The sequence below is a fragment of the Pseudomonas sp. E1BtOHC1 genome (assembly GCF_058744285.1).
On sequence record NZ_CP196023.1, the window covers coordinates 1,845,056 to 1,866,642 of the forward strand.

At 61.1% G+C, this 21,587-nt stretch carries 22 protein-coding genes; 13 read left to right on the top strand and 9 right to left on the bottom strand.

Annotated features, from left to right (window positions below):
• Positions 1-105: 105 nt before the first annotated feature.
• From ACSSVC_RS08425 to ACSSVC_RS08450, 6 genes are all read right to left on the bottom strand, one after another.
• Positions 106-1,599, bottom strand: a complete 1,494-nt coding sequence (locus tag ACSSVC_RS08425; protein ID WP_102861151.1) for an RNA polymerase factor sigma-54 — start codon at positions 1,597-1,599, stop codon at positions 106-108.
• Positions 1,600-1,781: 182 nt separating this feature from the next.
• Positions 1,782-2,507 (bottom strand): LPS export ABC transporter ATP-binding protein, encoded by a 726-nt coding sequence (lptB, locus tag ACSSVC_RS08430; protein WP_492612172.1) that lies wholly within the window; start codon positions 2,505-2,507, stop codon positions 1,782-1,784.
• Positions 2,507-3,052 carry a lipopolysaccharide transport periplasmic protein LptA gene (gene lptA / locus ACSSVC_RS08435; RefSeq protein WP_123727467.1) on the bottom strand — a complete coding sequence of 182 codons (546 nt, stop codon included), beginning with the start codon at positions 3,050-3,052 and terminating at the stop codon, positions 2,507-2,509. Before lptA ends, lptB begins: the two co-directional genes overlap by 1 nt.
• Positions 3,039-3,611: an LPS export ABC transporter periplasmic protein LptC gene (gene lptC / locus ACSSVC_RS08440; RefSeq protein WP_346633622.1), complete on the bottom strand. Its 573-nt coding sequence runs from the start codon at positions 3,609-3,611 to the stop codon at positions 3,039-3,041. Before lptC ends, lptA begins: the two co-directional genes overlap by 14 nt.
• Before the next feature lie 9 nt (positions 3,612-3,620).
• The gene (locus tag ACSSVC_RS08445) at positions 3,621-4,145 is read right to left on the bottom strand and encodes a KdsC family phosphatase (RefSeq protein WP_346633621.1); all 525 of its coding nucleotides are present in this window, start codon (positions 4,143-4,145) and stop codon (positions 3,621-3,623) included.
• On the bottom strand, positions 4,145-5,119 hold the full coding sequence (locus ACSSVC_RS08450) for a KpsF/GutQ family sugar-phosphate isomerase (RefSeq protein ID WP_346633620.1): 975 nt from the start codon (positions 5,117-5,119) through the stop codon (positions 4,145-4,147). Before ACSSVC_RS08450 ends, ACSSVC_RS08445 begins: the two co-directional genes overlap by 1 nt.
• A gap of 264 nt (positions 5,120-5,383) precedes the next feature.
• Between ACSSVC_RS08450 and ACSSVC_RS08455 the strand changes: the two genes are divergently transcribed.
• The 10 genes from ACSSVC_RS08455 (at position 5,384) to hisC (ending at position 13,369) form a co-directional block, all read left to right on the top strand.
• Positions 5,384-6,193, top strand: a complete 810-nt coding sequence (locus ACSSVC_RS08455) for an ATP-binding cassette domain-containing protein (RefSeq protein ID WP_123727471.1) — start codon at positions 5,384-5,386, stop codon at positions 6,191-6,193.
• Positions 6,193-6,990 (top strand): lipid asymmetry maintenance ABC transporter permease subunit MlaE, encoded by a 798-nt coding sequence (gene mlaE, locus ACSSVC_RS08460; RefSeq protein ID WP_123727472.1) that lies wholly within the window; start codon positions 6,193-6,195, stop codon positions 6,988-6,990. Before ACSSVC_RS08455 ends, mlaE begins: the two co-directional genes overlap by 1 nt.
• On the top strand, positions 6,990-7,457 hold the full coding sequence (gene mlaD, locus ACSSVC_RS08465; protein ID WP_011059277.1) for an outer membrane lipid asymmetry maintenance protein MlaD: 468 nt from the start codon (positions 6,990-6,992) through the stop codon (positions 7,455-7,457). Before mlaE ends, mlaD begins: the two co-directional genes overlap by 1 nt.
• 11 nt (positions 7,458-7,468) lie before the next feature.
• The gene (locus ACSSVC_RS08470; RefSeq protein ID WP_346633619.1) at positions 7,469-8,122 is read left to right on the top strand and encodes an MlaC/ttg2D family ABC transporter substrate-binding protein; all 654 of its coding nucleotides are present in this window, start codon (positions 7,469-7,471) and stop codon (positions 8,120-8,122) included.
• Entirely contained in the window at positions 8,119-8,424 is a 306-nt protein-coding gene (locus ACSSVC_RS08475; RefSeq protein WP_346633618.1) for an STAS domain-containing protein, read from the top strand. Before ACSSVC_RS08470 ends, ACSSVC_RS08475 begins: the two co-directional genes overlap by 4 nt.
• A gap of 117 nt (positions 8,425-8,541) precedes the next feature.
• Positions 8,542-8,781, top strand: coding sequence for a BolA family protein (locus tag ACSSVC_RS08480; RefSeq protein ID WP_011059280.1), 240 nt, complete (start codon positions 8,542-8,544; stop codon positions 8,779-8,781).
• Between the two features lie 22 nt (positions 8,782-8,803).
• Positions 8,804-10,069 carry a UDP-N-acetylglucosamine 1-carboxyvinyltransferase gene (gene murA, locus ACSSVC_RS08485; protein WP_102861160.1) on the top strand — a complete coding sequence of 422 codons (1,266 nt, stop codon included), beginning with the start codon at positions 8,804-8,806 and terminating at the stop codon, positions 10,067-10,069.
• A 126-nt stretch (positions 10,070-10,195) separates the two neighbouring features.
• Positions 10,196-10,831 carry an ATP phosphoribosyltransferase gene (hisG, locus tag ACSSVC_RS08490; RefSeq protein WP_011059282.1) on the top strand — a complete coding sequence of 212 codons (636 nt, stop codon included), beginning with the start codon at positions 10,196-10,198 and terminating at the stop codon, positions 10,829-10,831.
• A gap of 154 nt (positions 10,832-10,985) precedes the next feature.
• On the top strand, positions 10,986-12,314 hold the full coding sequence (hisD, locus tag ACSSVC_RS08495) for a histidinol dehydrogenase (protein ID WP_011059283.1): 1,329 nt from the start codon (positions 10,986-10,988) through the stop codon (positions 12,312-12,314).
• Positions 12,315-12,316: 2 nt separating this feature from the next.
• Positions 12,317-13,369 (top strand): histidinol-phosphate transaminase, encoded by a 1,053-nt coding sequence (hisC, locus tag ACSSVC_RS08500; protein WP_446439045.1) that lies wholly within the window; start codon positions 12,317-12,319, stop codon positions 13,367-13,369.
• A 96-nt stretch (positions 13,370-13,465) separates the two neighbouring features.
• On the opposite strand, the gene ACSSVC_RS08505 is transcribed toward hisC, so the two are convergent.
• The 3 genes from ACSSVC_RS08505 to algW form a co-directional block, all read right to left on the bottom strand.
• Positions 13,466-14,194: a DUF4198 domain-containing protein gene (locus tag ACSSVC_RS08505; protein ID WP_404938237.1), complete on the bottom strand. Its 729-nt coding sequence runs from the start codon at positions 14,192-14,194 to the stop codon at positions 13,466-13,468.
• Positions 14,195-14,206: 12 nt separating this feature from the next.
• Positions 14,207-16,312, bottom strand: a complete 2,106-nt coding sequence (locus tag ACSSVC_RS08510) for a TonB-dependent siderophore receptor (RefSeq protein ID WP_492612173.1) — start codon at positions 16,310-16,312, stop codon at positions 14,207-14,209.
• Between the two features lie 85 nt (positions 16,313-16,397).
• Positions 16,398-17,552 (bottom strand): Do family serine endopeptidase AlgW, encoded by a 1,155-nt coding sequence (gene algW, locus ACSSVC_RS08515; protein WP_346633613.1) that lies wholly within the window; start codon positions 17,550-17,552, stop codon positions 16,398-16,400.
• A gap of 102 nt (positions 17,553-17,654) precedes the next feature.
• Here algW and ACSSVC_RS08520 point away from each other — a divergent pair, with 102 nt between their 5' ends.
• The 3 genes from ACSSVC_RS08520 (at position 17,655) to cysN (ending at position 21,486) form a co-directional block, all read left to right on the top strand.
• Positions 17,655-18,413 (top strand): Nif3-like dinuclear metal center hexameric protein, encoded by a 759-nt coding sequence (locus ACSSVC_RS08520; protein WP_404938239.1) that lies wholly within the window; start codon positions 17,655-17,657, stop codon positions 18,411-18,413.
• Between the two features lie 247 nt (positions 18,414-18,660).
• Positions 18,661-19,578 (top strand): sulfate adenylyltransferase subunit CysD, encoded by a 918-nt coding sequence (cysD, locus tag ACSSVC_RS08525; RefSeq protein ID WP_011059289.1) that lies wholly within the window; start codon positions 18,661-18,663, stop codon positions 19,576-19,578.
• Between the two features lie 9 nt (positions 19,579-19,587).
• Entirely contained in the window at positions 19,588-21,486 is a 1,899-nt protein-coding gene (gene cysN / locus ACSSVC_RS08530; RefSeq protein WP_346633612.1) for a sulfate adenylyltransferase subunit CysN, read from the top strand.
• Positions 21,487-21,587 lie beyond the last annotated feature (101 nt).

Genomic DNA, 21,587 nt, shown 5'->3' on the forward strand with positions numbered 1-21,587 from the left:
AGTGCATAACGCGGCAGGCTGGGTTGCCTGCCACCTAGACCGCGTTTGAAACCGACTTTCGACCTGTTTCAAACACACTCTGAAACGCTGTGGCCAGCCCGGCGGCTACATCAACCGCTTCCGTTCGCTGGAAGGCGCGATCCCAAGGGATTCGCGGTACTTGGCGACGGTACGACGGGCTACCTGAATGCCTTGTGCCTCCAGTAAACCAGCGATCTTGCTGTCACTCAACGGCTTTTTCTGATTTTCCGCAGCCACCAGTTTTTTGATGATCGCGCGGATCGCCGTGGACGAGCATTCGCCGCCTTCGGAGGTGCTGACGTGGCTGGAGAAAAAGTATTTCAGTTCATATATGCCCCGGGGGGTATGCATGAATTTTTGCGTGGTCACACGGGAAATGGTCGATTCGTGCATGCCCACAGCTTCGGCGATGTCGTGCAGAACCAGAGGTTTCATGGCTTCGTCGCCGTACTCCAGGAAGCCGCGTTGGTGCTCGACGATCTGAGTGGCGACTTTCATCAGGGTTTCGTTGCGGCTCTGCAGGCTCTTGATGAACCAGCGAGCTTCCTGCAACTGATTGCGCATGAAGGTGTTGTCGGCACTGGTGTCGGCGCGGCGAACAAAGCCGGCGTACTGTGCGTTGACCCGCAGGCGTGGCACGGACTCCTGATTCAATTCCACCAGCCAGCGCTCGTTGTCCTTGCGCACGATGACGTCCGGGACCACGTATTCGGCTTCGCTGGATTCGATCTGTGAGCCCGGGCGCGGGTTGAGGCTCTGCACCAGTTCGATGACCTGACGCAGTTCGTCTTCCTTGAGCTTCATGCGGCGCATCAGCTGGCTGTAGTCGCGACTGCCCAGGAGGTCGATGTAGTCACTGACCAGGCGCTGGGCTTCGCTCAGCCAGGGAGTTTTCGCTGGCAGTTGGCGCAGTTGCAGCAGGAGGCATTCGCCCAGGTTGCGGGCGCCGATGCCGGCCGGCTCGAATTGCTGGATGCGGTGCAGGACGGCTTCGATCTCGTCCAGTTCGATGTCCAATTCCGGATCGAAGGCCTCGAGAATTTCTTCAAGGGTCTCGTCCAGGTAGCCCTGATTGTTGATGCAATCGATCAGGGTCACGGCGATCAGGCGGTCGGTATCCGACATCGGCGCCAGGTTCAGTTGCCAGAGCAGGTGGCTTTGCAGGCTCTCGCCGGCCGATGTGCGAGTGGTGAAGTCCCACTCATCGTCATCGCTGCTGGGCAGGCTGCTGGCGCTGGTCTGGTAGACGTCTTCCCAGGCGGTGTCCACCGGCAGTTCGTTGGGGATGCGTTCGTTCCATTCGCCTTCCTCGAGGTTATCCACCGTGGGGGCGGTTTCCTGGTAGGAGGGTTCCTGGATCTCGGTGTTGGGTTTGGACTCTGTGTTGTCGGCCAAGGGGTCGCTGTTGTCGAAGTCTTCGCCATCTTCCTGGCGTTCGAGCATCGGGTTGGACTCCAGGGCTTCCTGGATTTCCTGTTGCAGGTCCAGGGTCGACAATTGGAGCAGGCGGATGGCCTGTTGCAGCTGCGGTGTCATCGTCAGCTGCTGGCCCATTCTCAGGACTAGCGATGGTTTCATGGCAGGGGCTTAACACCTTATTTGCCGGCGCACATGCGCCATCCACTACAGGGCGCCGGAGCGCCAAACATAAGCAAATTATATGCCTGAAACTGAAGTGTTTGCCTAGAGCGCTGTAACAATAAAATTTGTAGGGATTTATTGTTCCTGGCGCTCTGGCATCTAGCCCGACACCTCAGCCTTTACAGGCGGAACTCATGGCCCAGGTAGACTTCCTTGACCAGTTCGTTGGCCAGGATGGTCTCGGAGTCGCCTTCGGCGATCAGTTGCCCGTCATTGACGATATAGGCGGTTTCACAGATGTCCAGGGTTTCGCGGACGTTGTGGTCGGTGATCAGCACCCCAATGCCCTTGGCCTTCAGGTGGTGGATGATCTGCTTGATATCGCCGACCGAGATCGGGTCCACGCCGGCAAAGGGTTCGTCCAGCAGGATGAACTTGGGGGCAGTGGCCAGGGCGCGGGCGATTTCCACGCGGCGGCGTTCACCACCGGACAGGCTCATGCCGAGGTTGTCGCGGATGTGATTGATGTGGAACTCCTGCAGCAGGCTTTCCAGTTCCTGGCGACGGCCGGCCTTGTCGAGTTCCTTGCGGGTCTCGAGGATGGCCGTGATGTTGTCGGCCACCGACAGCTTGCGGAAGATCGAAGCTTCCTGGGGCAGGTAGCCGATGCCGGCGCGAGCGCGACCGTGCATCGGTTGGTGGCTGACATCTAGGTCGTCGATCAGGACGCGGCCCTGATCGGCCTGGACCAGGCCGACGATCATGTAGAAGCAGGTGGTCTTGCCGGCGCCGTTGGGGCCGAGCAGGCCGACGATCTGGCCGCTGTCGATGGACAGGCTGACATCACGCACGACCTGGCGGCTCTTGTAGCTCTTGGCCAGGTGCTGAGCTTTCAGAGTTGCCATTACTGGGCCTTTTGCTCGTCGGTTTTCTTTTTCGGCTGGATGACCATGTCGATCCGCGGACGTGGTGCGGTGACCGAGCTGCCATTGGCGCGACCGGCGTTAGCCACTTGCTTGACGGTGTCGTAGACGATCTTCTCGCCTTCGGTGGTGTTGCCGTCGTTGATGACCTTGGCCTTGTCGATCAGCACGATGCGATTCTGCTGAGCGTGGTACTGGATGGTCACAGCGTAGGCCTGAACCGGTTTCGGGTCGGTCTGCTTCTGCAACTGCTCGAAGTAGGCGAGGTTGCCCACCGACGTCACTACGTCGATTTCGCCGCTCTTGGCTCGGGTGATGGTCACGGTGTTGCCGGTGATCTTCATCGACCCCTGGGTGATGATCACATCGCCCTTGTAGGTGGCCACGCCGTTCTTGTCGTCCAACTGGGCGTCGTCGGCCTGGATGCGGATCGGCTGTTGGCTATCGTTCGGCAGAGCCCAGGCGCTCACGCTTCCCAGTGCTGCGCCCAGACTGAGCAAAATAGGGAGGGTTTTAACGAGCCTCATACTGTCCTCTTACGTTCGATAGCAGGTTCATCCTGCCGTCTTTCAAATACGCTTTCATTCCCTTGGCCGTAGTCACGCCGCCGGCGCCGTCGATTCTAACGGCTTGCTCGGTCTGCGCATATTGCTTCTGCGGGAATACTGTCATGCGGCTGGTGGTGATCAGCAGGTTGCGGTTGTGCTCATCGGTGCGGGAAACCCTTACCGAATCGATCAGTTCGACCTCGGTGCCGTCCGGATTGACTTCGCCTCGCTCGCTCTGGACGTGCCAGGGGAAAGTGGTGCCGCGGTACATCTGCAGGTCCGGTTTGGTCAGCAGCGTCACTTCGCTGGCCTTGACGTGCTCCACTTTGTCCGAGGTCATTTCGTACTGCAGCTTGCCGTCAGGCAGGTACTGCACGCTGCGGGCGTTGATCACGTAATAGTCGATGGCGTTCTCGTCGACCTGCACTACCGGCTTGTCGAGGAAGCGCTCTGGGCTGATGTTCCAGTAACCGACCGCCGCGAACAGCAGGGCGATGATCCCGAATATCAGGATGTTGCGAATCTTTTTACTCAGCATGGGTGGGCTCTATAGGTAAGCGGCGTTGGCTGCTTCAAGGCGGTCCTGGGCTTGCAGGATCAGCTCGCAGAACTCCCGGGCAGCGCCTTCGCCGCCGCGGGCTACGGTGGTGCCGTGGGCGTGCTCGCGGACAAAGCCGGCTGCGTTGGCCACCGCCATGCCTAGACCGACACGGCGGATCACCGGCAGGTCGGGCAGGTCGTCGCCCAGATAGGCGACCTGTTCATAGCTTAGGCCCAGTTGGGCAAGAAGTTCGTCCAGCACCACCAGCTTGTCTTCACGACCCTGGTACAGGTGGGGGATCCCCAGGTTCTTGGCCCGGCGTTCCACTACTGGAGTCTTGCGCCCGCTGATGATCGCTGTCTGCACTCCGGCGGCCATGAGCATCTTGATGCCCTGGCCGTCGAGGGTATTGAAGGTCTTGAACTCGCTGCCGTCTTCAAGGAAGTACAGGCGACCGTCGGTCAGTACGCCGTCGACGTCGAAAACCGCCAGCTTGATGTTTTTACCGCGTTGCAGCAGGTCGGTACTCATTACATCACTCCCGCGCGCAGCAGATCGTGCATGTTCAAGGCGCCGATCGGACGGTCTTCCTTGTTCACCACCACCAGGGCGCTGATTTTATGGTCTTCCATGATCTTCAGTGCTTCGGCTGCCAGCATATCGGCACGTGCAGTCTTGCCGTGAGGGGTCATGACCGAGTCGATGGTGGCGTGATGGATATCGATGGCACGATCCAGGGTGCGGCGCAGGTCGCCGTCGGTGAAGATCCCGGCCAGGCGGCCATCGGCCTCCAGGATCACGGTCATGCCCAGGCCCTTGCGGGTCATCTCCATGAGCGCGTCCTTGAGTAGGGTGCCCCGTTGCACCTGCGGCAGCTCAGTGCCTTCGTGCATCACATTCTCTACCTTGAGCAGCAAGCGGCGGCCCAGGGCACCTCCCGGATGGGAGAAGGCGAAGTCTTCGGCGGTGAAGCCGCGGGCTTCCAGCAGGGCCACGGCCAGGGCATCGCCCATCACCAAGGCAGCTGTGGTAGAGGAGGTGGGGGCCAGGTTCAGCGGGCAGGCCTCATGCTCGACATGCACATTGAGGTTGACGTCCGCGGCCTTGGCCAGCGGCGACTCAGGGTTGCCGGTAAGGCTGATCAACTGGATGCCCAGACGCTTGATCAAGGGCAGCAGGGTGACGATTTCGTTGGTGGAGCCGGAGTTGGAGAGGGCCAGGATCACGTCGTCGCGAGTGATCATGCCCATGTCGCCATGACTGGCTTCGGCCGGGTGGACAAAGAAAGCCGTGGTGCCGGTGCTGGCCAGGGTGGCGGCGATCTTGTTGCCGATGTGCCCGGATTTGCCCATGCCGACCACTACCACTCGGCCTTTGCTGGCCAGAATCATCTCGCAAGCGCGTACGAAATCTGCGTCGATATGGGGCAGCAAGCCTTCTACTGCCTGAAGTTCGAGGCGGATGGTGCGTTGTGCTGACTGAATCAGGTCGCTGGATTGGCTCATGTCTGAAATCGTATAGCCCGATGAAAAGGCGGCGATTATAGCGGTAATGAACAAATCCCTCACGCAAGTTCGTCAGCCTTTATCCGGCTGGTATTGGGATTCATCCGATTATGCCTGTCTTGGACCTGAACGTTCACGGCTTCGGCCTTGGGGGCTCCGTATCAGCAGTGATATAGTTCGCCGCCAGTTCGGCCTGCCCAGGGGCACGTACTCCCGGCAGGGAGCCAAGCGTCCGAGTGATAGGCTGCATCGCAAGGAGTTTAGATGAGTGCCGATAACGCCTACGCGGTCGAGCTGAAGGGATTGTCCTTCAAGCGCGGTACGCGCAGCATTTTCAATAACGTGGATATCCGTATTCCGCGGGGCAAGGTCACCGGCATCATGGGGCCTTCAGGCTGCGGAAAAACCACCCTGTTGCGCTTGATGGGCATGCAGTTGCGGCCCAGCAGCGGCGAAGTGTGGGTCAACGGCCAGAATCTGCCGACCCTCTCGCGCAGTGATCTGTTCGATGCGCGCAAGCAAATGGGCGTTCTGTTCCAGAGCGGCGCGCTGTTCACCGACCTGGACGTGTTCGAGAACGTAGCCTTTCCGCTACGTGTGCATACCCAACTGCCGGACGAAATGATCCGTGACATTGTCCTGCTCAAGCTGCAGGCCGTGGGCCTGCGCGGCGCAGTGGACCTGATGCCTGACGAGCTGTCCGGCGGCATGAAGCGCCGTGTTGCTCTGGCTCGTGCCATTGCCCTGGATCCGCAAATCCTCATGTATGACGAGCCCTTCGTTGGCCAGGACCCCATCGCCATGGGCGTATTGGTGCGCCTGATCCGTTTGCTCAACGATGCCCTGGGCATTACCAGCATCCTGGTTTCCCATGATCTTGCGGAAACCGCGAGCATTGCCGATTACCTCTATGTAGTAGGTGATGGCCAGGTACTGGGGCAGGGAACTCCTGACGAACTGATGGACTCCGACAATCCGCGTATCCGTCAATTCATGAAGGGCGATCCCGACGGCCCGGTGCCGTTTCACTTTCCAGCGACGGATTACCGCGCAGATCTCCTGGGGAAGCGCTGATGCGCAAAATATCGTTAATCGAGAGGATTCGCCTCTTCGGTCGTTCAGGCATCGATGTCCTGGCGGTACTGGGGCGTTCCACGCTGTTCCTGTTTCATGCGCTGCTGGGGCGTGGCGGCATTGGCGGCAGCTTTGGCCTGCTGGTCAAACAGCTGCACTCCGTGGGCGTGATGTCTCTGGTGATCATCGTCGTGTCCGGGATTTTCATCGGCATGGTGCTGGCGCTGCAGGGCTTCAATATTCTCTCCAGCTACGGTTCGGAGCAGGCCGTCGGGCAAATGGTTGCCCTGACCTTGCTGCGGGAGTTGGGGCCGGTGGTGACTGCGTTGCTGTTTGCCGGTCGTGCCGGTTCGGCGCTGACCGCGGAAATCGGCAACATGAAGTCCACCGAGCAACTCTCCAGCCTGGAGATGATCGGGGTCGACCCGCTCAAGTACATCATTGCGCCACGCCTGTGGGCGGGCTTCATATCCCTGCCGTTGCTGGCGATGATTTTCAGCGTGGTGGGTATCTGGGGCGGTTCCTGGGTGGCTGTCGACTGGCTGGGCGTCTATGACGGTTCCTACTGGGCGAACATGCAGAACAGCGTGACCTTCAGTGGTGACGTGCTCAACGGTGTGATCAAAAGTATTGTTTTTGCGTTTGTAGTGACCTGGATCGCCGTATTCCAAGGCTACGACTGTGAGCCCACTTCAGAGGGGATCAGCCGTGCCACTACCAAGACCGTGGTGTATGCCTCGTTGGCCGTACTCGGCTTGGACTTTATTCTGACCGCCTTGATGTTTGGAGATTTCTGATGCAAAACCGCACCCTGGAAATCGGTGTCGGCCTTTTCCTGCTGGCCGGCATCCTGGCTTTGCTGTTGCTTGCCCTGCGGGTCAGTGGCTTGTCTCCGACTGCGAGCACCGATACCTATAAACTTTACGCCTACTTCGACAATATCGCCGGTTTGACGGTCAGAGCTAAGGTGACCATGGCCGGTGTGACCATCGGCAAGGTCACGGCGATCGATCTGGACCGTGACAGCTTCACCGGCCGGGTGACGATGCAACTGGAAAAACGTGTGGATAATCTGCCGACCGACTCCACTGCATCTATCCTGACTGCTGGCCTGTTGGGTGAGAAATACATCGGTATCAGCGTGGGCGGGGAAGAAGCCTTGCTCAAGGATGGTGGAACCATCCACGACACCCAGTCGTCGCTGGTGCTGGAGGACCTGATCGGTAAATTCCTGCTCAATACCGTTAGCAAAGACGCCAAATGAGGAGTTTTTCGATGATCTCTATCTTGCGACGTGGCTTGTTGGTCTTGCTGGCGGCCCTGCCGTTGCTGGCCAATGCGGCAAGCACGCCTTCCGCGCATGATCTGGTGCAGGACACGACCACTCGTCTGCTGGCGGACCTGGCGGCCAATAAAGAGAAGTACAAGCAAAGCCCGAACGACTTCTACAACGCCTTGAACGGTATTGTCGGGCCGGTGGTGGACGCCGATGGCATCTCTCGCAGCATCATGACCGTGAAGTATTCGCGCAAGGCAACCCCGGAGCAGATGACGCGCTTCCAGGAAAACTTCAAGCGCAGCCTGATGCAGTTCTACGGCAATGCCTTGCTGGAGTACAACAACCAGGGCATCACGGTTTCTCCTGCCAAGGATGAAAGCGGTACCCGTACCAGCGTGGATATGCAGGTCAAAGGCAACAACGGCGCGATCTACCCGGTGTCCTACACCCTGGAGAAGATCAACGACGAGTGGAAAGTGCGCAACGTGATCATCAACGGCATCAATATCGGCAAGCTGTTCCGTGATCAGTTCGCCGACGCCATGCAGCGTAACGGCAACAACCTGGACAAGACCATCGACGGCTGGGCCGGCGAAGTGGCCAAGGCCAAGGAAGTCACCGAAGACGCCGCACATAAGGCTGCGCAATGAGCGAGTCAGCCGTACGCCTCGGGGACGCCGGGGAGTTGCTGATCAGCGGTGTGCTGGATTACCGCAGCGGCCCGGGTCTGCGCAAGCAGGGCCAGGCATTGATCAAGTCGAGCCCGGCTGCGGCATTGGTGCTGGATTGCTCGGCAGTGGAAAAGTCCAGCAGTGTCGGCCTGGCCCTGTTGTTGGCCTTCATGCGTGATGCCCAGGACCTCGGCAAGGCGGTGAGTGTGCGTGCCTTGCCCGAGGACATGCGGGAAATTGCCGAAGTATCCGGGGTCACCGAGATCCTCCTCCATCCGTAGTAACCCACATCTATATAGAAGCCCCCCGTCAGAGTCCTGCTATGCGGGGTTCGCAGGCGCGGGGCTTTTTTGTATGATGTCCGACCCGCGCGCACAGGGCGCCGATTGAGGTTGAGCATGCAGGCCAACGAAGTGAAGAGCTTTCTTGAGGGAAAGCTGCCCGGAGCTCAGGTAGAAGTTGAGGGCGAAGGCTGCAACTTTCAGCTGAACGTGATTAGCGACGAACTGTCGGCCTTGAGCCCGGTGAAGCGTCAGCAAAGCATCTATGCCCATTTGAATCCATGGATTGCCGATGGCAGCATCCACGCGATCACTATGAAATTTTTCAGCCGCGCGGCCTGGGCCGAGCGCACCTGAGCCCAAGGGCGTCGAGACTGTTATGGATAAATTGATTATTACCGGCGGCGTTCGCCTTGATGGCGAGATCCGCATTTCCGGGGCCAAGAACTCCGCGCTGCCGATTCTGGCGGCAACCCTGCTGTGCGATGGCCCGGTCACCGTGGCCAACCTTCCGCACCTGCACGACATCACCACCATGATCGAGCTGTTCGGTCGCATGGGCATTGAGCCGGTGATCGACGAGAAACTGAGCGTCGAAATCGATCCGCGCACCATCAAGACCCTGGTGGCGCCGTACGAGCTGGTGAAAACCATGCGCGCCTCGATCCTGGTACTGGGCCCGATGGTTGCCCGTTTCGGCGAAGCCGAAGTGGCCCTGCCTGGCGGTTGCGCCATCGGTTCGCGTCCGGTGGACCTGCACATCCGTGGCCTGGAAGCCATGGGCGCAGTGATCGACGTTGAGGGCGGCTACATCAAGGCCAAGGCGCCTGAAGGCGGCCTGCGTGGCGCGAACTTCTTCTTCGATACCGTGAGCGTGACCGGTACCGAAAACATCATGATGGCCGCCGCCTTGGCCAAGGGCCGCAGCGTGCTGCAGAACGCCGCCCGCGAACCTGAAGTCGTCGACCTGGCGAACTTCCTGATCGCCATGGGCGCGAAGATTTCCGGTGCCGGCACCGATACCATCACCATCGATGGCGTCGAGCGTCTACATTCGGCGATCTACAAAGTGATGCCTGACCGTATCGAAACCGGCACCTACCTGGTGGCTGCAGCCGTCACCGGCGGCCGGGTCAAGGTCAAGGACACCGATCCGACCATCCTTGAAGCCGTTCTGGAAAAACTCAAGGAAGCGGGCGCTGAAGTTACCACTGGCAGCGACTGGATCGAGCTCAACATGCACGGCAAGCGCCCCAAGGCGGTCAACGTGCGTACCGCTCCGTACCCAGCGTTCCCGACCGACATGCAGGCGCAGTTCATTTCCCTGAACGCGATTGCCGAAGGCACTGGCGCGGTGATCGAGACCATCTTCGAAAACCGCTTCATGCATGTTTATGAACTGCACCGCATGGGCGCCAAGATCCAGGTCGAAGGCAATACTGCCATCGTCACTGGTACCGAGATCCTCAAGGGCGCGCCAGTCATGGCCACCGACCTGCGGGCCTCGGCCAGCCTGGTGATCTCGGCCCTGATGGCCGAAGGCGATACCCTGATCGATCGCATCTACCACATCGACCGTGGTTATGAGTGCATCGAAGAGAAGCTGCAGATGCTCGGCGCCAAGATCCGCCGCGTACCGGGCTAGTTGCATGGGCACAAGGAGGTGCCCACAGTCGAATCTGTTCCACGTCGAGCCTGTCTTCAGGCTCGACGCATGTCTGGCGCCGTTTGCGTCCGGGCATCAGTCGCCGCATAAGGACTTACGTTACTCATGTTGACCATCGCACTGTCCAAGGGCCGTATCCTCGACGACACGTTGCCGCTTCTGGCTGAAGCGGGCATCGTGCCAACCGAGAATCCGGACAAGAGCCGCAAACTGATCATCCCCACGACCCAGGACGACGTTCGCCTGCTGATCGTACGTGCCACTGACGTGCCGACCTATGTCGAGCATGGCGCTGCCGACCTCGGGGTGGCCGGCAAGGACGTCCTGATGGAGTACACCGGCCAGGGCCTGTACGAACCGCTGGACCTGCAGATTGCCCAGTGCAAGCTGATGACTGCCGGTGCTATTGGCGCCGCAGAACCCAAGGGCCGCCTGCGTGTGGCCACCAAGTTCGTCAATGTGGCCAAGCGTTACTACGCCGAGCAGGGCCGTCAGGTAGACATCATCAAGCTTTACGGCTCGATGGAGCTGGCACCGCTGATCGGTCTGGCAGACAAGATCATCGACGTGGTCGACACCGGCAACACCCTGCGGGCCAATGGTCTGGAGCCTCAGGAACTGATTGCCACCATCAGCTCCCGCCTGGTGGTCAACAAAGCTTCCATGAAGATGCAGCACGCCCGTATCCAGGCGTTGATCGATACCCTGCGCAAGGCAGTGGAATCGCGACACCGCGGCTGATTCACATGCGTGGCCTTGAGCCGCGCCCATCTATCCGCGTCATAGCCAGAATGCTCAGGTGCCCACGCGGATGGCTTGGTAGTCTTGCGGCGCCTGAGCTTTGCAAATCCAAGCTTGCCCTTTTGTGCACTCGCCAATCATTGAGGCCTTCGCTATGACCGCTCCGACTGCAATTCGCCGACTCAACGCTGCCGACCCGGATTTCGCCCGTCATCTGGATCATCTGCTGAGCTGGGAAAGTGTCTCTGACGATTCGGTCAATCAGCGGGTGCTGGATATCATCAAGGCCGTGCGTGAGCGCGGCGATGCGGCGCTGGTGGAGTTCACTCAGCGCTTCGACGGCCTGCAAGTGGCTTCCATGGCAGACCTGATCCTGCCTCGCGAGCGTCTGGAACTGGCCCTGACCCGGATCACCGTGGCTCAGCGCGAAGCCCTGGAAAAGGCCGCGGCGCGGGTGCGCAGCTATCACGAGAAACAGAAGCAGGACTCCTGGACCTACACCGAGGCCGACGGCACGGTGCTGGGCCAGAAGGTCACGCCGCTGGACCGCGCCGGCCTGTATGTGCCGGGGGGCAAGGCCTCCTACCCGTCGTCGGTGCTGATGAACGCGATTCCGGCCAAGGTCGCGGGTGTCACCGAGGTGGTGATGGTGGTGCCGACCCCCCGTGGTGAAGTCAACGAACTGGTGCTGGCCGCCGCCTGCATCGCCGGAGTCGACCGGGTGTTCACCATCGGCGGCGCCCAGGCTGTGGCCGCGCTGGCCTATGGCACCGAAAGCGTGCCCCAGGTGGACAAGGTCGTCGGCCCGGGCAACATCTATGTGGCTACCGCCAAGCGCCACGTGTTCGGCCAGGTCGGCATCGACATGATCGCCGGCCCGTCGGAGATCCTCGTGGTCTGCGATGGCCAGACCGATCCGGACTGGATCGCCATGGACCTGTTTTCCCAGGCCGAGCACGACGAAGACGCCCAGGCGATCCTGGTCAGCCCGGACGCCGAGTTCCTCGACAAGGTGGCGGCGAGCATCGCCAAACTGCTGCCGACCATGGAGCGCGCGGAAATCATCAACACCTCGATCAATGGCCGTGGCGCCCTGATCAAGGTTCGTGACATGCAGCAGGCCATTGAAGTGGCCAACCGCATTGCCCCCGAGCACCTGGAGTTGTCCGTGGCCGACCCGCAAGCCTGGCTGCCGCAGATCCGCCACGCCGGGGCGATCTTCATGGGCCGCCACACCAGCGAAGCGCTGGGGGATTACTGCGCCGGGCCGAACCACGTGCTGCCAACCTCCGGCACTGCGCGCTTCTCTTCACCGCTGGGGGTGTATGACTTCCAGAAACGCTCGTCGATCATCTTCTGCTCCGAGCAGGGCGCGTCCGAGCTGGGCCGAACCGCCTCGGTGCTGGCCCGTGGCGAGTCGCTGACTGCTCACGCCCGCAGCGCCGAATACCGCATCGTCGATGACCAAGACCAGGGGCAATGAACATGAGCAAATTCTGGAGTCCGTTCGTCAAGAACCTGGTGCCCTACGTGCCGGGCGAACAACCCAAGCTGACCAAGTTGGTCAAGCTCAACACCAACGAAAACCCCTATGGCCCGTCGCCCAAGGCCCTGGCGGCGATGCAGGCCGAGCTCAATGACAACCTGCGCCTGTACCCCGATCCCAACAGTGACCTGCTCAAACAGGCGGTGGCCAGCTATTACGGGGTGCAGGGCAACCAGGTATTCCTCGGCAACGGTTCCGACGAAGTCCTGGCGCACATTTTCCATGGCTTGCTGCAGCAGGATAAGCCGTTGCTGTTCCCGGACATCAGCTACAGCTTCTACCCGGTCTACTGCGGCCTGTACGGCATCGACTTCGAAGCGGTGCCGCTGGACCCGCAGTTCCAGATCTGCGTCGCTGACTATGCCAAACCCAATGGCGGGATCATCTTCCCCAACCCGAACGCGCCCACCGGCTGTCTGCTGGCCCTGGACGCAGTGGAGCAGATCCTCCAGGCCAGCCCGGATTCGGTGGTGGTCGTGGACGAGGCCTATATCGACTTCGGTGGCCAGACCGCCATCAGTCTGGTGGACCGCTACCCAAACCTGCTGGTGACCCAAACTCTGTCCAAATCCCGTTCCCTGGCTGGCTTGCGGGTGGGCCTGGCGGTGGGGCACCCGGATCTGATCGAGGCCCTGGAGCGGATCAAGAACAGCTTCAACTCCTACCCTCTGGATCGTCTGGCCATTGTTGGCGCAGCAGCGGCCTTCGAGGATCGCGAGTACTTCACCCAGACCTGCCAACTGGTGATCGACAGCCGTGAGTGGGTGATCGCGCAGTTGCAGGCCAAGGGCTTCGAAGTGCTGCCATCGGCAGCCAACTTCATCTTTGCCCGCCACCCGCAGCACGACGCAGCAGGTCTTGCCGCCAAGCTGCGGGAGCAGGGGGTGATCGTGCGTCACTTCAAGCAGGAACGGATCGCCCAATTCCTGCGGATCAGCATCGGCACGCCGGAGCAGAATCAGGCGCTGATCGACGGATTGGGGCAGCTCTAAGCCGCAAGCTGCAAGCTAGAAGCCCAGAGCAAATGCTTGGAGCTTCTCGCTTGCAGCCACAAACTTGCCGCTTGTTGCTGCAGCCCCCGGCTGCCCTCATTCGTGGTGCGGTTCGCCGAGGAAGGTCAGGGAGCTGAACAGTCCGCGTGACGCCACATCCGGGTTGTCCTTGAGCGGCACTTCAAGCTCGGCAGCGATCACGTTCAGGCCTTCATTTCTCACCAACACTTGAGCGCGTCCCTGGGCATCGGTTTCGGTGCTCAGGGTGCTCGGTGCATTGCGGTAGTCTCCAATCAACTTGACCCCGGCCACGGGCTGCCCATCCAGCAGTACCCGCACCGGCAGGCTGTTGCCCTGGCCCACGGTCAGCGGGTCGACTTCCGGCAGAATCAGCAGTTTGAGCTGTTCCAGTTTGGGCAGCTTCGCCCCCGGCTGATAGATCGCCAGGCTGTACTTGAAGGTGTGGGTCGAGGCGATAGCCCCCGGGACTTTACTGCGCCCCTGGTTGATCCAGCGCTTGTCCGCCGTCTGCGACCACGGACCGTTATCCAGTGCCACGGCCAGGGCCGCCGGTGGTTTGAGTGGTTGCAGGCGCGCGTGGTCGGCCAGGCGTTGCACGCTCACCGGAATCATTCTGGCCGCGCCGTCGTAGGCCCAGGCACCGCTGACCTTCTTGGCCTTGAAGGCGTCGTCTTCGGCACCGTGGCCGTAGACCACTTCGATATTGCCGCGGCGCTGTTCGGTCCACAGACCGTGGGCCCAGGCCTGGGTTGTACCCAGCGTAGCGAGCAGGCCCAGCAGGGCGATTGATTTGAGGTTGTGCATGGCGATTTCCGGCTACAGGTTGAGTGTTAGGCTGACGGTGAAGTTGCGCGGCTCGCCGGGGTTGACCCAGTAGTTGCTGTAGGAGCGCTCGTAGTACTTCTCGTCGAACAGGTTGTTCAGGTTCAGGCCCAGGGTCAGGTTATCGCTGGCCTTGTAGTGAGCCAGCAGGTCCAGGGTGCGGTAGGCCGGCAACTCGAAGCTGCCTCCGGCCTCGCCCGAGCGATCGCCGACGTAGGTCAGGGCGGCGCCGACGTCCGAGCCTTTGAACCGGCCGTCCTGGAACTCATAGACGCCCAGCAGGCTGCCACTGTGTTTGGCCACGCCGAGTATGCGGCTGCCGGCAGGGATCGCCCGATCGCCCTTGGTGACCTCGGCATCGATCAGCGCATAGGCACCGATCACCCGAACCGCGTCGGTCAACTGGCCGGTCACTTGCGCATCGAAGCCTTGGCTGCGGGCCTTGCCCATGGCGCGGCTGGCGTCGGTGCCGGGGTCCAGGGCCAGGACGTTTTCCTTGTCGATATGGAAGGCGGCGAGGGTCGCACTCAGGCGTTCGTCGAACAGCTCGCTCTTGATCCCCACTTCATAACCGACGCCTTCCTCGGGCTTGAACGACTTGCCTGCCGCATCCAGCCCGTTGTTGGGCTTGAACGAGGTGGAGGCGTTGGCGAACAGCCCCAACTGCGGAGTCAGTTGATACAGCAGGCCGGCGCGCTGGGTCAGGGCGTCGTGAGTCTGGCGGCTGCGCTTGCCGGTGGTGTGGTCGTCGATCTTTTGCTCGAAGTGTTCAAAGCGGGCGCCGATCATGCCGCGCAGGCGGTCAGTGAAGATGATCTGGTCCTGCAGGTTGAGGGCCTGGCTTTCGACATGCTCGAAAAAGTCCGTGCCGGAGCGTTTGCCGTTGGGCTTGGCCTGACCGTAGATCGGGTCGTAGATATCGACGGCATAGGCGCCGCCGGCAATGCTGGTGACCCGCTCGTTCTTGCGGTAGTTCTCATATTCGCTGCCGATCAGCAGCTCGTGCTGCCAACTGCCGATGTCGAACAGGCCGCGCAGTTCCAGTTGGGTGATGCTGTCGTGCCAGTTGTTATCGCGCTCGCGGTAGCGCCGGTTGACTGTGTGCTGGTTGGCATTCAGCGGGCGGGTTTCCGAGGCAAAGCCCCACAACTTGCCTTCCTTGTAGTGGCTGGCCAGGCGCAGCTTCCAGCTGTCGTTGAGGTGATGTTCCAGGGCGGCCTGGAGCATGTTGTTGTGGTTGTCGATGTTGCCGTCGCTGGGTTCACCGAGGAAGGTCGAGCGCGAGACGCCGCTCCAGCGGTTGTTGGGCGCGACGATGCCGCGGTCGAAGGTCGAGCTGTGACGCACGAATTCGCTCTCCACCAGCAGGCTGGTGTCCGGGTTCAGTTGCCAACTGAAGGAAGGGGCGACGAACACCCGGCGGCTGTCCACGTGATCGCGGAAGCTATGGTTGTCCTCGACTGCCAGGTTCACCCGGGACAGCAGGTTGCCCTGGTCATCCAGTGGAGTATTGAGGTCCAGAGCGGTGCGGTAGCGATCCCAGCTGCCGGCGCTGGACTGCAGGGTGGCGAAAGGCTCGGGCTGGGGTTTCTTGGTGACGATGTTCACCGTGCCGCCGGGATCGCCTCGGCCGTAGAGGCTGGCCGCCGGGCCTTTGAGTACTTCGATGCGCTCGATATTGGCGGCATCCGGGGTGCTGGGATAACCGCGGTTGGCGCTGAAACCGTCCTTATAGAACTCCGAGGTGGTGAAACCACGGATGCTGTACTCATATAGGGTCAGCCCGCCGAAGTTGTTCTGCTTGGAGACTCCGCCAGCAAACTCCAGGGCCCGTTCGACATTGCTGCTGCCCAGGTCCTTGAGCACGCTGGCGGGGATCACGCTGATGGATTGCGGGATGTCACGAATGGCTGTGTCGGTCTTGGTGGCGCTGGCCGAGCGAGTGGCACGATAGCCTCTGACCGGGCCGGTGGCCGATTCGTATTCGGTGGTGATGCGGGTGGTTTCAAGTTCCAGCGACTGCGGTTCTTCGGCGAGCAGGGGGTCTGCCAGCAGGCCTAGGGTCAGGCCTGCCAGGGGGAGGATTTTTCGGGACGTCATCGGGCTGTTCCAATAGCAATATTGAAACAATATAACATGACCAATGAGAATGTATGCTGTTAGCCCGGCATGGCCGGGCGCACATTCACTCTTCTTCTTTGACCGGTGCGGGTGGCGGACGCAGGCCGATTTCTGCGGTCAGCTTGAGCTCCTTGCCGTTGCGCATGACCTGGATCGAGACTTTGTCCGTCGGCTTGATCCGCGCCACCTGATTCATGGAGCGACGACCATCGCCGGCGGGTTCGCCGTCGATGCTGAGGATCACGTCTCCCAATTGCATACCGGCTTTCTGCGCCGGACCGTCGCGGAAGATCCCGGCCACCACGATCCCGGGACGCCCGGCCAGGCCGAAGGACTCGGCCAGCTCCTGGGTCAGCGGCTGTACTTCGATGCCCAGCCAGCCACGGATCACCTGGCCATGCTCGATGATCGATTTCATCACCTCCATGGCCAGTTTGATCGGGATCGCGAAGCCGATGCCCTGGGAACCGCCGGATTTGGAGAAGATGGCGGTGTTGATCCCGGTCAGGTTGCCGTTGGCGTCTACCAGTGCGCCACCGGAGTTGCCCGGATTGATCGCGGCGTCGGTCTGGATGAAGTCTTCGTAGTTGTTCAGGCCCAACTGGTTGCGCCCGGTGGCGCTGATGATGCCCATGGTCACGGTCTGGCCGACCCCGAACGGGTTGCCGATGGCCAGGGCGACGTCGCCGACGCGAACGTTTTCCGAGCGGCCGACAGTGATCGAAGGCAGTTTTTTCAGGTCTATCTTGAGCACCGCCAGGTCGGTTTCCGGATCGCTGCCGATGACCCTTGCCAGGGTTTCACGGCCATCCTTGAGCGCCACCACGATCTGTTCGGCACCGGAGGTCACGTGGTTGTTGGTCAGCAGGTAGCCTTCGGGGCTCATGATCACCCCCGAGCCCAGGCTCGACTCCATGCGCTGCTGCTTGGGCAGGTTGTCGCCGAAGAAGCGTCGGAACTGGGGGTCCTCAAACAGCGGATGCGCAGGCTTGTTGATCACCTTGGTGGTGTACAGGTTGACCACCGCAGGCGCGGCAATCACGACCGCATCGGCGTAGGACACGGGCCCCTGCTGGGTGCTGGTGGTTTGCGGAGCTTGCTGCAGGTTGACGTCCAGGCTGGGCAACCCGACCCATTGCGGATAACGCTGAATAATCAACAACGCGATAAGCACGCCGGCCAGTAGCGGCCAGCCAAAAAAACGCAGAGCCTTGAGCATTGAGCAAGTCCTGGGTGGTTACGAAGGGCTGCGCACGGCCCATAATGTCGCGCATTATACGAGGCCGCGCGCGCCTCTGAACGGGATATTTAGGAGTCTTTTATGGCCGTTGCCCTGAGCACATTGGTGGAAGAAGCGGACCGCTACCTGGGTAGTTCACGCATCGCCGACTACTGCCCCAATGGCTTGCAAGTCGAAGGACGCCCGCAGGTGATGCGCATCGTCAGCGGCGTGACCGCCAGCCAGGCGTTGCTGGACGCAGCGGTGGAGGCCAAGGCCGATCTGGTCCTGGTGCATCACGGTTATTTCTGGAAAGGCGAGAACCCCTGCATCACCGGAATGAAGCAGCGTAGGCTGAAAACCCTGCTCAAGCACGACATCAGCCTGCTGGCCTATCACTTGCCCCTGGACCTGCACCCAGAGGTAGGTAACAACGTGCAACTGGCCCGCCAGCTGGATATCACCGTGGAAGGCCCGTTGGACCCGGGCAATCCCAAGGTCGTTGGCCTGGTGGGCTCACTCAGCGAGCCCCTGACTGCACGGGATTTTGCCCGGCGAGTGCAGGAAGTGATGGGCCGCGAACCGTTGCTGATCGAAGGCAGCGAGATGATCCGCCGGGTCGGCTGGTGCACCGGCGGCGGCCAGGGCTACATCGACCAGGCGGTCCAGGCCGGCGTCGACCTGTATCTGAGTGGTGAGGCTTCGGAACAGACCTTCCACAGCGCCCGGGAAAACGACATCAGCTTCATTGCTGCCGGTCACCACGCTACCGAGCGTTATGGCGTCCAGGCCCTGGGCGACTACCTGGCCCGGCGCTTTGCCCTGGAGCACCTGTTCATCGACTGCCCCAACCCGATCTGACCCCGTGTAGGGGCCGGCTTGTCGGCGAAAAGGTCTTGAGCCTTGAGGTGCGTCTGAAAGCGCCTTCGCTGGCAAGCCAGCTCCTGCGTCGGCCGTCTGGTCAGGTGTTTTGATGCCTAACCGGGCGGTATATTCATATATCGTTTCGTTCTAGTTGGCGCCCTGATTAGAAGCAGGTCGCTGTGCTAGCATGCCCCGCTCGAACACGGCCCGATGGCCGTCCATAAGAAAGCTTTCGTGAGTAGCCATGGTCGACAAACTGACGCATCTGAAACAGCTGGAGGCGGAAAGCATCCACATCATCCGCGAGGTGGCCGCCGAGTTCGACAACCCGGTGATGCTGTACTCCATCGGTAAAGACTCCGCCGTGATGTTGCATCTGGCCCGCAAGGCGTTCTTCCCCGGCAAGCTGCCGTTCCCGGTGATGCACGTCGATACCCAGTGGAAATTCCAGGAAATGTACAAGTTCCGCGACCGCATGGTCGAGGAGCTGGGGCTGGACCTGATCACCCACGTCAACCCTGACGGCGTGGCCCAGGGCATCAACCCCTTCACCCACGGCAGTGCCAAGCACACCGACATCATGAAGACCGAGGGCCTCAAGCAGGCTCTGGACAAGCACGGTTTCGACGCCGCATTCGGCGGTGCCCGTCGCGATGAAGAGAAGTCCCGCGCCAAGGAGCGCGTCTACTCGTTCCGCGACAGCAAGCACCGCTGGGACCCGAAGAACCAGCGCCCCGAGCTGTGGAACGTCTACAACGGCAAGGTCAACAAGGGCGAATCGATCCGCGTGTTCCCGCTGTCCAACTGGACCGAGCTGGACATCTGGCAATACATCTATCTGGAAGGCATCCCGATCGTGCCGCTGTACTTCGCCGCCGAGCGTGAAGTGATCGAGAAGAACGGCACCCTGATCATGATCGATGACGAGCGCATCCTCGAGCATCTGTCCGATGAAGAGAAAGCCCGCATCGTCAAGAAGAAAGTGCGTTTCCGTACCCTTGGCTGCTACCCGTTGACGGGCGCGGTGGAGTCCGAGGCCGAGAGCCTGACGGACATCATCCAGGAAATGCTCCTGACGCGAACTTCCGAGCGCCAGGGCCGGGTCATCGACCACGATGGCGCCGGCTCGATGGAAGACAAGAAACGTCAAGGTTATTTCTAAGGGGCTGTCATGTCGCATCAATCTGATTTGATCAGCGAGGACATCCTCGCGTACCTGGGCCAGCACGAACGTAAAGAGCTGCTGCGCTTTTTGACCTGCGGTAACGTCGATGACGGCAAGAGCACCCTGATCGGGCGTCTGCTGCACGACTCGAAGATGATCTACGAAGACCATCTGGAAGCCATCACCCGGGATTCGAAGAAGGTCGGCACCACCGGTGACGACATCGACCTGGCGTTGCTGGTGGATGGCCTGCAGGCCGAGCGCGAGCAGGGCATCACCATCGATGTCGCCTACCGCTATTTCTCCACCGCCAAGCGCAAGTTCATCATCGCCGACACCCCCGGCCATGAGCAGTACACCCGCAACATGGCCACCGGTGCTTCCACCTGTGACCTGGCGATCATCCTGGTGGACGCCCGCTACGGCGTGCAGACCCAGACCCGTCGCCACAGCTTCATCGCCTCGTTGCTGGGGATCAAGCACATCGTCGTGGCCATCAACAAGATGGACCTCAAGGACTTCGATGAAGGCGTGTTCGAGTCGATCAAGGCCGACTACCTGAAATTTGCCCAGGGTCTGAAGCTGCAGCCCACCAGTCTGCACTTCGTACCGATGTCGGCGCTCAAGGGCGACAACGTGGTGAACAAGAGCGAGCGTTCGCCCTGGTACACCGGGCAGTCGCTGATGGAAATCCTCGAGACCGTGGAAGTGGCGGGCGACCGCAATTTCACCGACCTGCGTTTCCCGGTGCAATACGTCAACCGTCCGAACCTGAACTTCCGTGGTTTTGCCGGCACCCTGGCCAGCGGCATCGTGCACAAGGGCGACGAAGTCGTGGTGCTGCCGTCGGGCAAGAGCAGCCGGGTCAAGTCCATCGTCACCTTCGAGGGTGAGCTGGAGCAGGCCGGCCCCGGCCAGGCCGTGACCCTGACCATGGAAGACGAGATCGACATCTCCCGCGGCGACCTGCTGGTGCATGCCGACAGCGTGCCGCCGGTCACCGACAGCTTCGAAGCCATGCTGGTGTGGATGGCTGAAGAACCGATGCTGCCGGGCAAGAAGTACGACATCAAGCGTGCTACCAGCTACGTGCCGGGCTCGATTGCCAGCATCGTTCACAAGGTCGATGTGAACACCCTGGAAGAGGGGGCGGCCAGTGCGCTGCAACTGAACGAGATCGGCAAGGTCAAGGTCAGCCTCGACGCGCCGATCGCCCTGGACGGCTATGAAAGCAACCGCACCACGGGTGCTTTCATTGTCATCGACCGCTTGACCAACGGCACCGTCGGCGCCGGCATGATCATCGCCCAGCCAGTGGCCCATGGCAGCGCCACCCACCACGGCAAGCTGGCCCATGTGGCCACTGAAGAGCGTGCTCAGCGTTTCGGCCAGCAACCGGCAACCGTGCTGTTCAGCGGCCTTTCGGGCGCGGGCAAGAGCACCCTGGCCTACGCGGTGGAGCGCAAGCTGTTCGACATGGGGCGCGCGGTGTATGTGCTCGATGGCCAGAACCTGCGGCATGACCTGAACAAGGGCCTGCCACAGGATCGTGCCGGGCGGACCGAGAACTGGCGTCGTGCGGCTCACGTTGCCCGCCAGTTCAACGAAGCCGGCCTGCTGACCCTGGCCGCGTTCGTGGCGCCGAGTGCCGAAGGGCGCGAGCAGGCCAAGGACCTGATCGGCAAGGATCGTCTGTTGACGGTTTACGTCCAGGCATCGCCTGCGGTGTGCGCCGAGCGTGATCCGCAGGGGCTGTACGCTGCCGCTGGGGACAACATCCCGGGCGAATCCTTCCCGTATGACGTGCCGCTCAATGCCGATCTGGTGATCGACACCCAGGCGCTGTCGTTGGAAGACGGCGTCAAGCTGGTGCTGGATCTGCTGCGTAAACACGGCGCGATCTAAGCCGTAGCAAAAAGCCCGCAGCCGAGTGATCGGCTGCGGGCTTTTTTGTGCGCTTCAGATAGCGTTCGCCGGCAAGCCGGCTCCTACGGACCTCTGTGTAG

Coding starts and splice junctions, on each gene's coding strand:
- ACSSVC_RS08425 (WP_102861151.1), bottom strand. CDS start 1,599: ATGAAACCATCGCTAGTCCTGAGAATGGGCCAGCAGCTGACGATGACA.
- lptB (WP_492612172.1), bottom strand. CDS start 2,507: ATGGCAACTCTGAAAGCTCAGCACCTGGCCAAGAGCTACAAGAGCCGC.
- lptA (WP_123727467.1), bottom strand. CDS start 3,052: ATGAGGCTCGTTAAAACCCTCCCTATTTTGCTCAGTCTGGGCGCAGCA.
- lptC (WP_346633622.1), bottom strand. CDS start 3,611: ATGCTGAGTAAAAAGATTCGCAACATCCTGATATTCGGGATCATCGCC.
- ACSSVC_RS08445 (WP_346633621.1), bottom strand. CDS start 4,145: ATGAGTACCGACCTGCTGCAACGCGGTAAAAACATCAAGCTGGCGGTT.
- ACSSVC_RS08450 (WP_346633620.1), bottom strand. CDS start 5,119: ATGAGCCAATCCAGCGACCTGATTCAGTCAGCACAACGCACCATCCGC.
- ACSSVC_RS08455 (WP_123727471.1), top strand. CDS start 5,384: ATGAGTGCCGATAACGCCTACGCGGTCGAGCTGAAGGGATTGTCCTTC.
- mlaE (WP_123727472.1), top strand. CDS start 6,193: ATGCGCAAAATATCGTTAATCGAGAGGATTCGCCTCTTCGGTCGTTCA.
- mlaD (WP_011059277.1), top strand. CDS start 6,990: ATGCAAAACCGCACCCTGGAAATCGGTGTCGGCCTTTTCCTGCTGGCC.
- ACSSVC_RS08470 (WP_346633619.1), top strand. CDS start 7,469: ATGATCTCTATCTTGCGACGTGGCTTGTTGGTCTTGCTGGCGGCCCTG.
- ACSSVC_RS08475 (WP_346633618.1), top strand. CDS start 8,119: ATGAGCGAGTCAGCCGTACGCCTCGGGGACGCCGGGGAGTTGCTGATC.
- ACSSVC_RS08480 (WP_011059280.1), top strand. CDS start 8,542: ATGCAGGCCAACGAAGTGAAGAGCTTTCTTGAGGGAAAGCTGCCCGGA.
- murA (WP_102861160.1), top strand. CDS start 8,804: ATGGATAAATTGATTATTACCGGCGGCGTTCGCCTTGATGGCGAGATC.
- hisG (WP_011059282.1), top strand. CDS start 10,196: ATGTTGACCATCGCACTGTCCAAGGGCCGTATCCTCGACGACACGTTG.
- hisD (WP_011059283.1), top strand. CDS start 10,986: ATGACCGCTCCGACTGCAATTCGCCGACTCAACGCTGCCGACCCGGAT.
- hisC (WP_446439045.1), top strand. CDS start 12,317: ATGAGCAAATTCTGGAGTCCGTTCGTCAAGAACCTGGTGCCCTACGTG.
- ACSSVC_RS08505 (WP_404938237.1), bottom strand. CDS start 14,194: ATGCACAACCTCAAATCAATCGCCCTGCTGGGCCTGCTCGCTACGCTG.
- ACSSVC_RS08510 (WP_492612173.1), bottom strand. CDS start 16,312: ATGACGTCCCGAAAAATCCTCCCCCTGGCAGGCCTGACCCTAGGCCTG.
- algW (WP_346633613.1), bottom strand. CDS start 17,552: ATGCTCAAGGCTCTGCGTTTTTTTGGCTGGCCGCTACTGGCCGGCGTG.
- ACSSVC_RS08520 (WP_404938239.1), top strand. CDS start 17,655: ATGGCCGTTGCCCTGAGCACATTGGTGGAAGAAGCGGACCGCTACCTG.
- cysD (WP_011059289.1), top strand. CDS start 18,661: ATGGTCGACAAACTGACGCATCTGAAACAGCTGGAGGCGGAAAGCATC.
- cysN (WP_346633612.1), top strand. CDS start 19,588: ATGTCGCATCAATCTGATTTGATCAGCGAGGACATCCTCGCGTACCTG.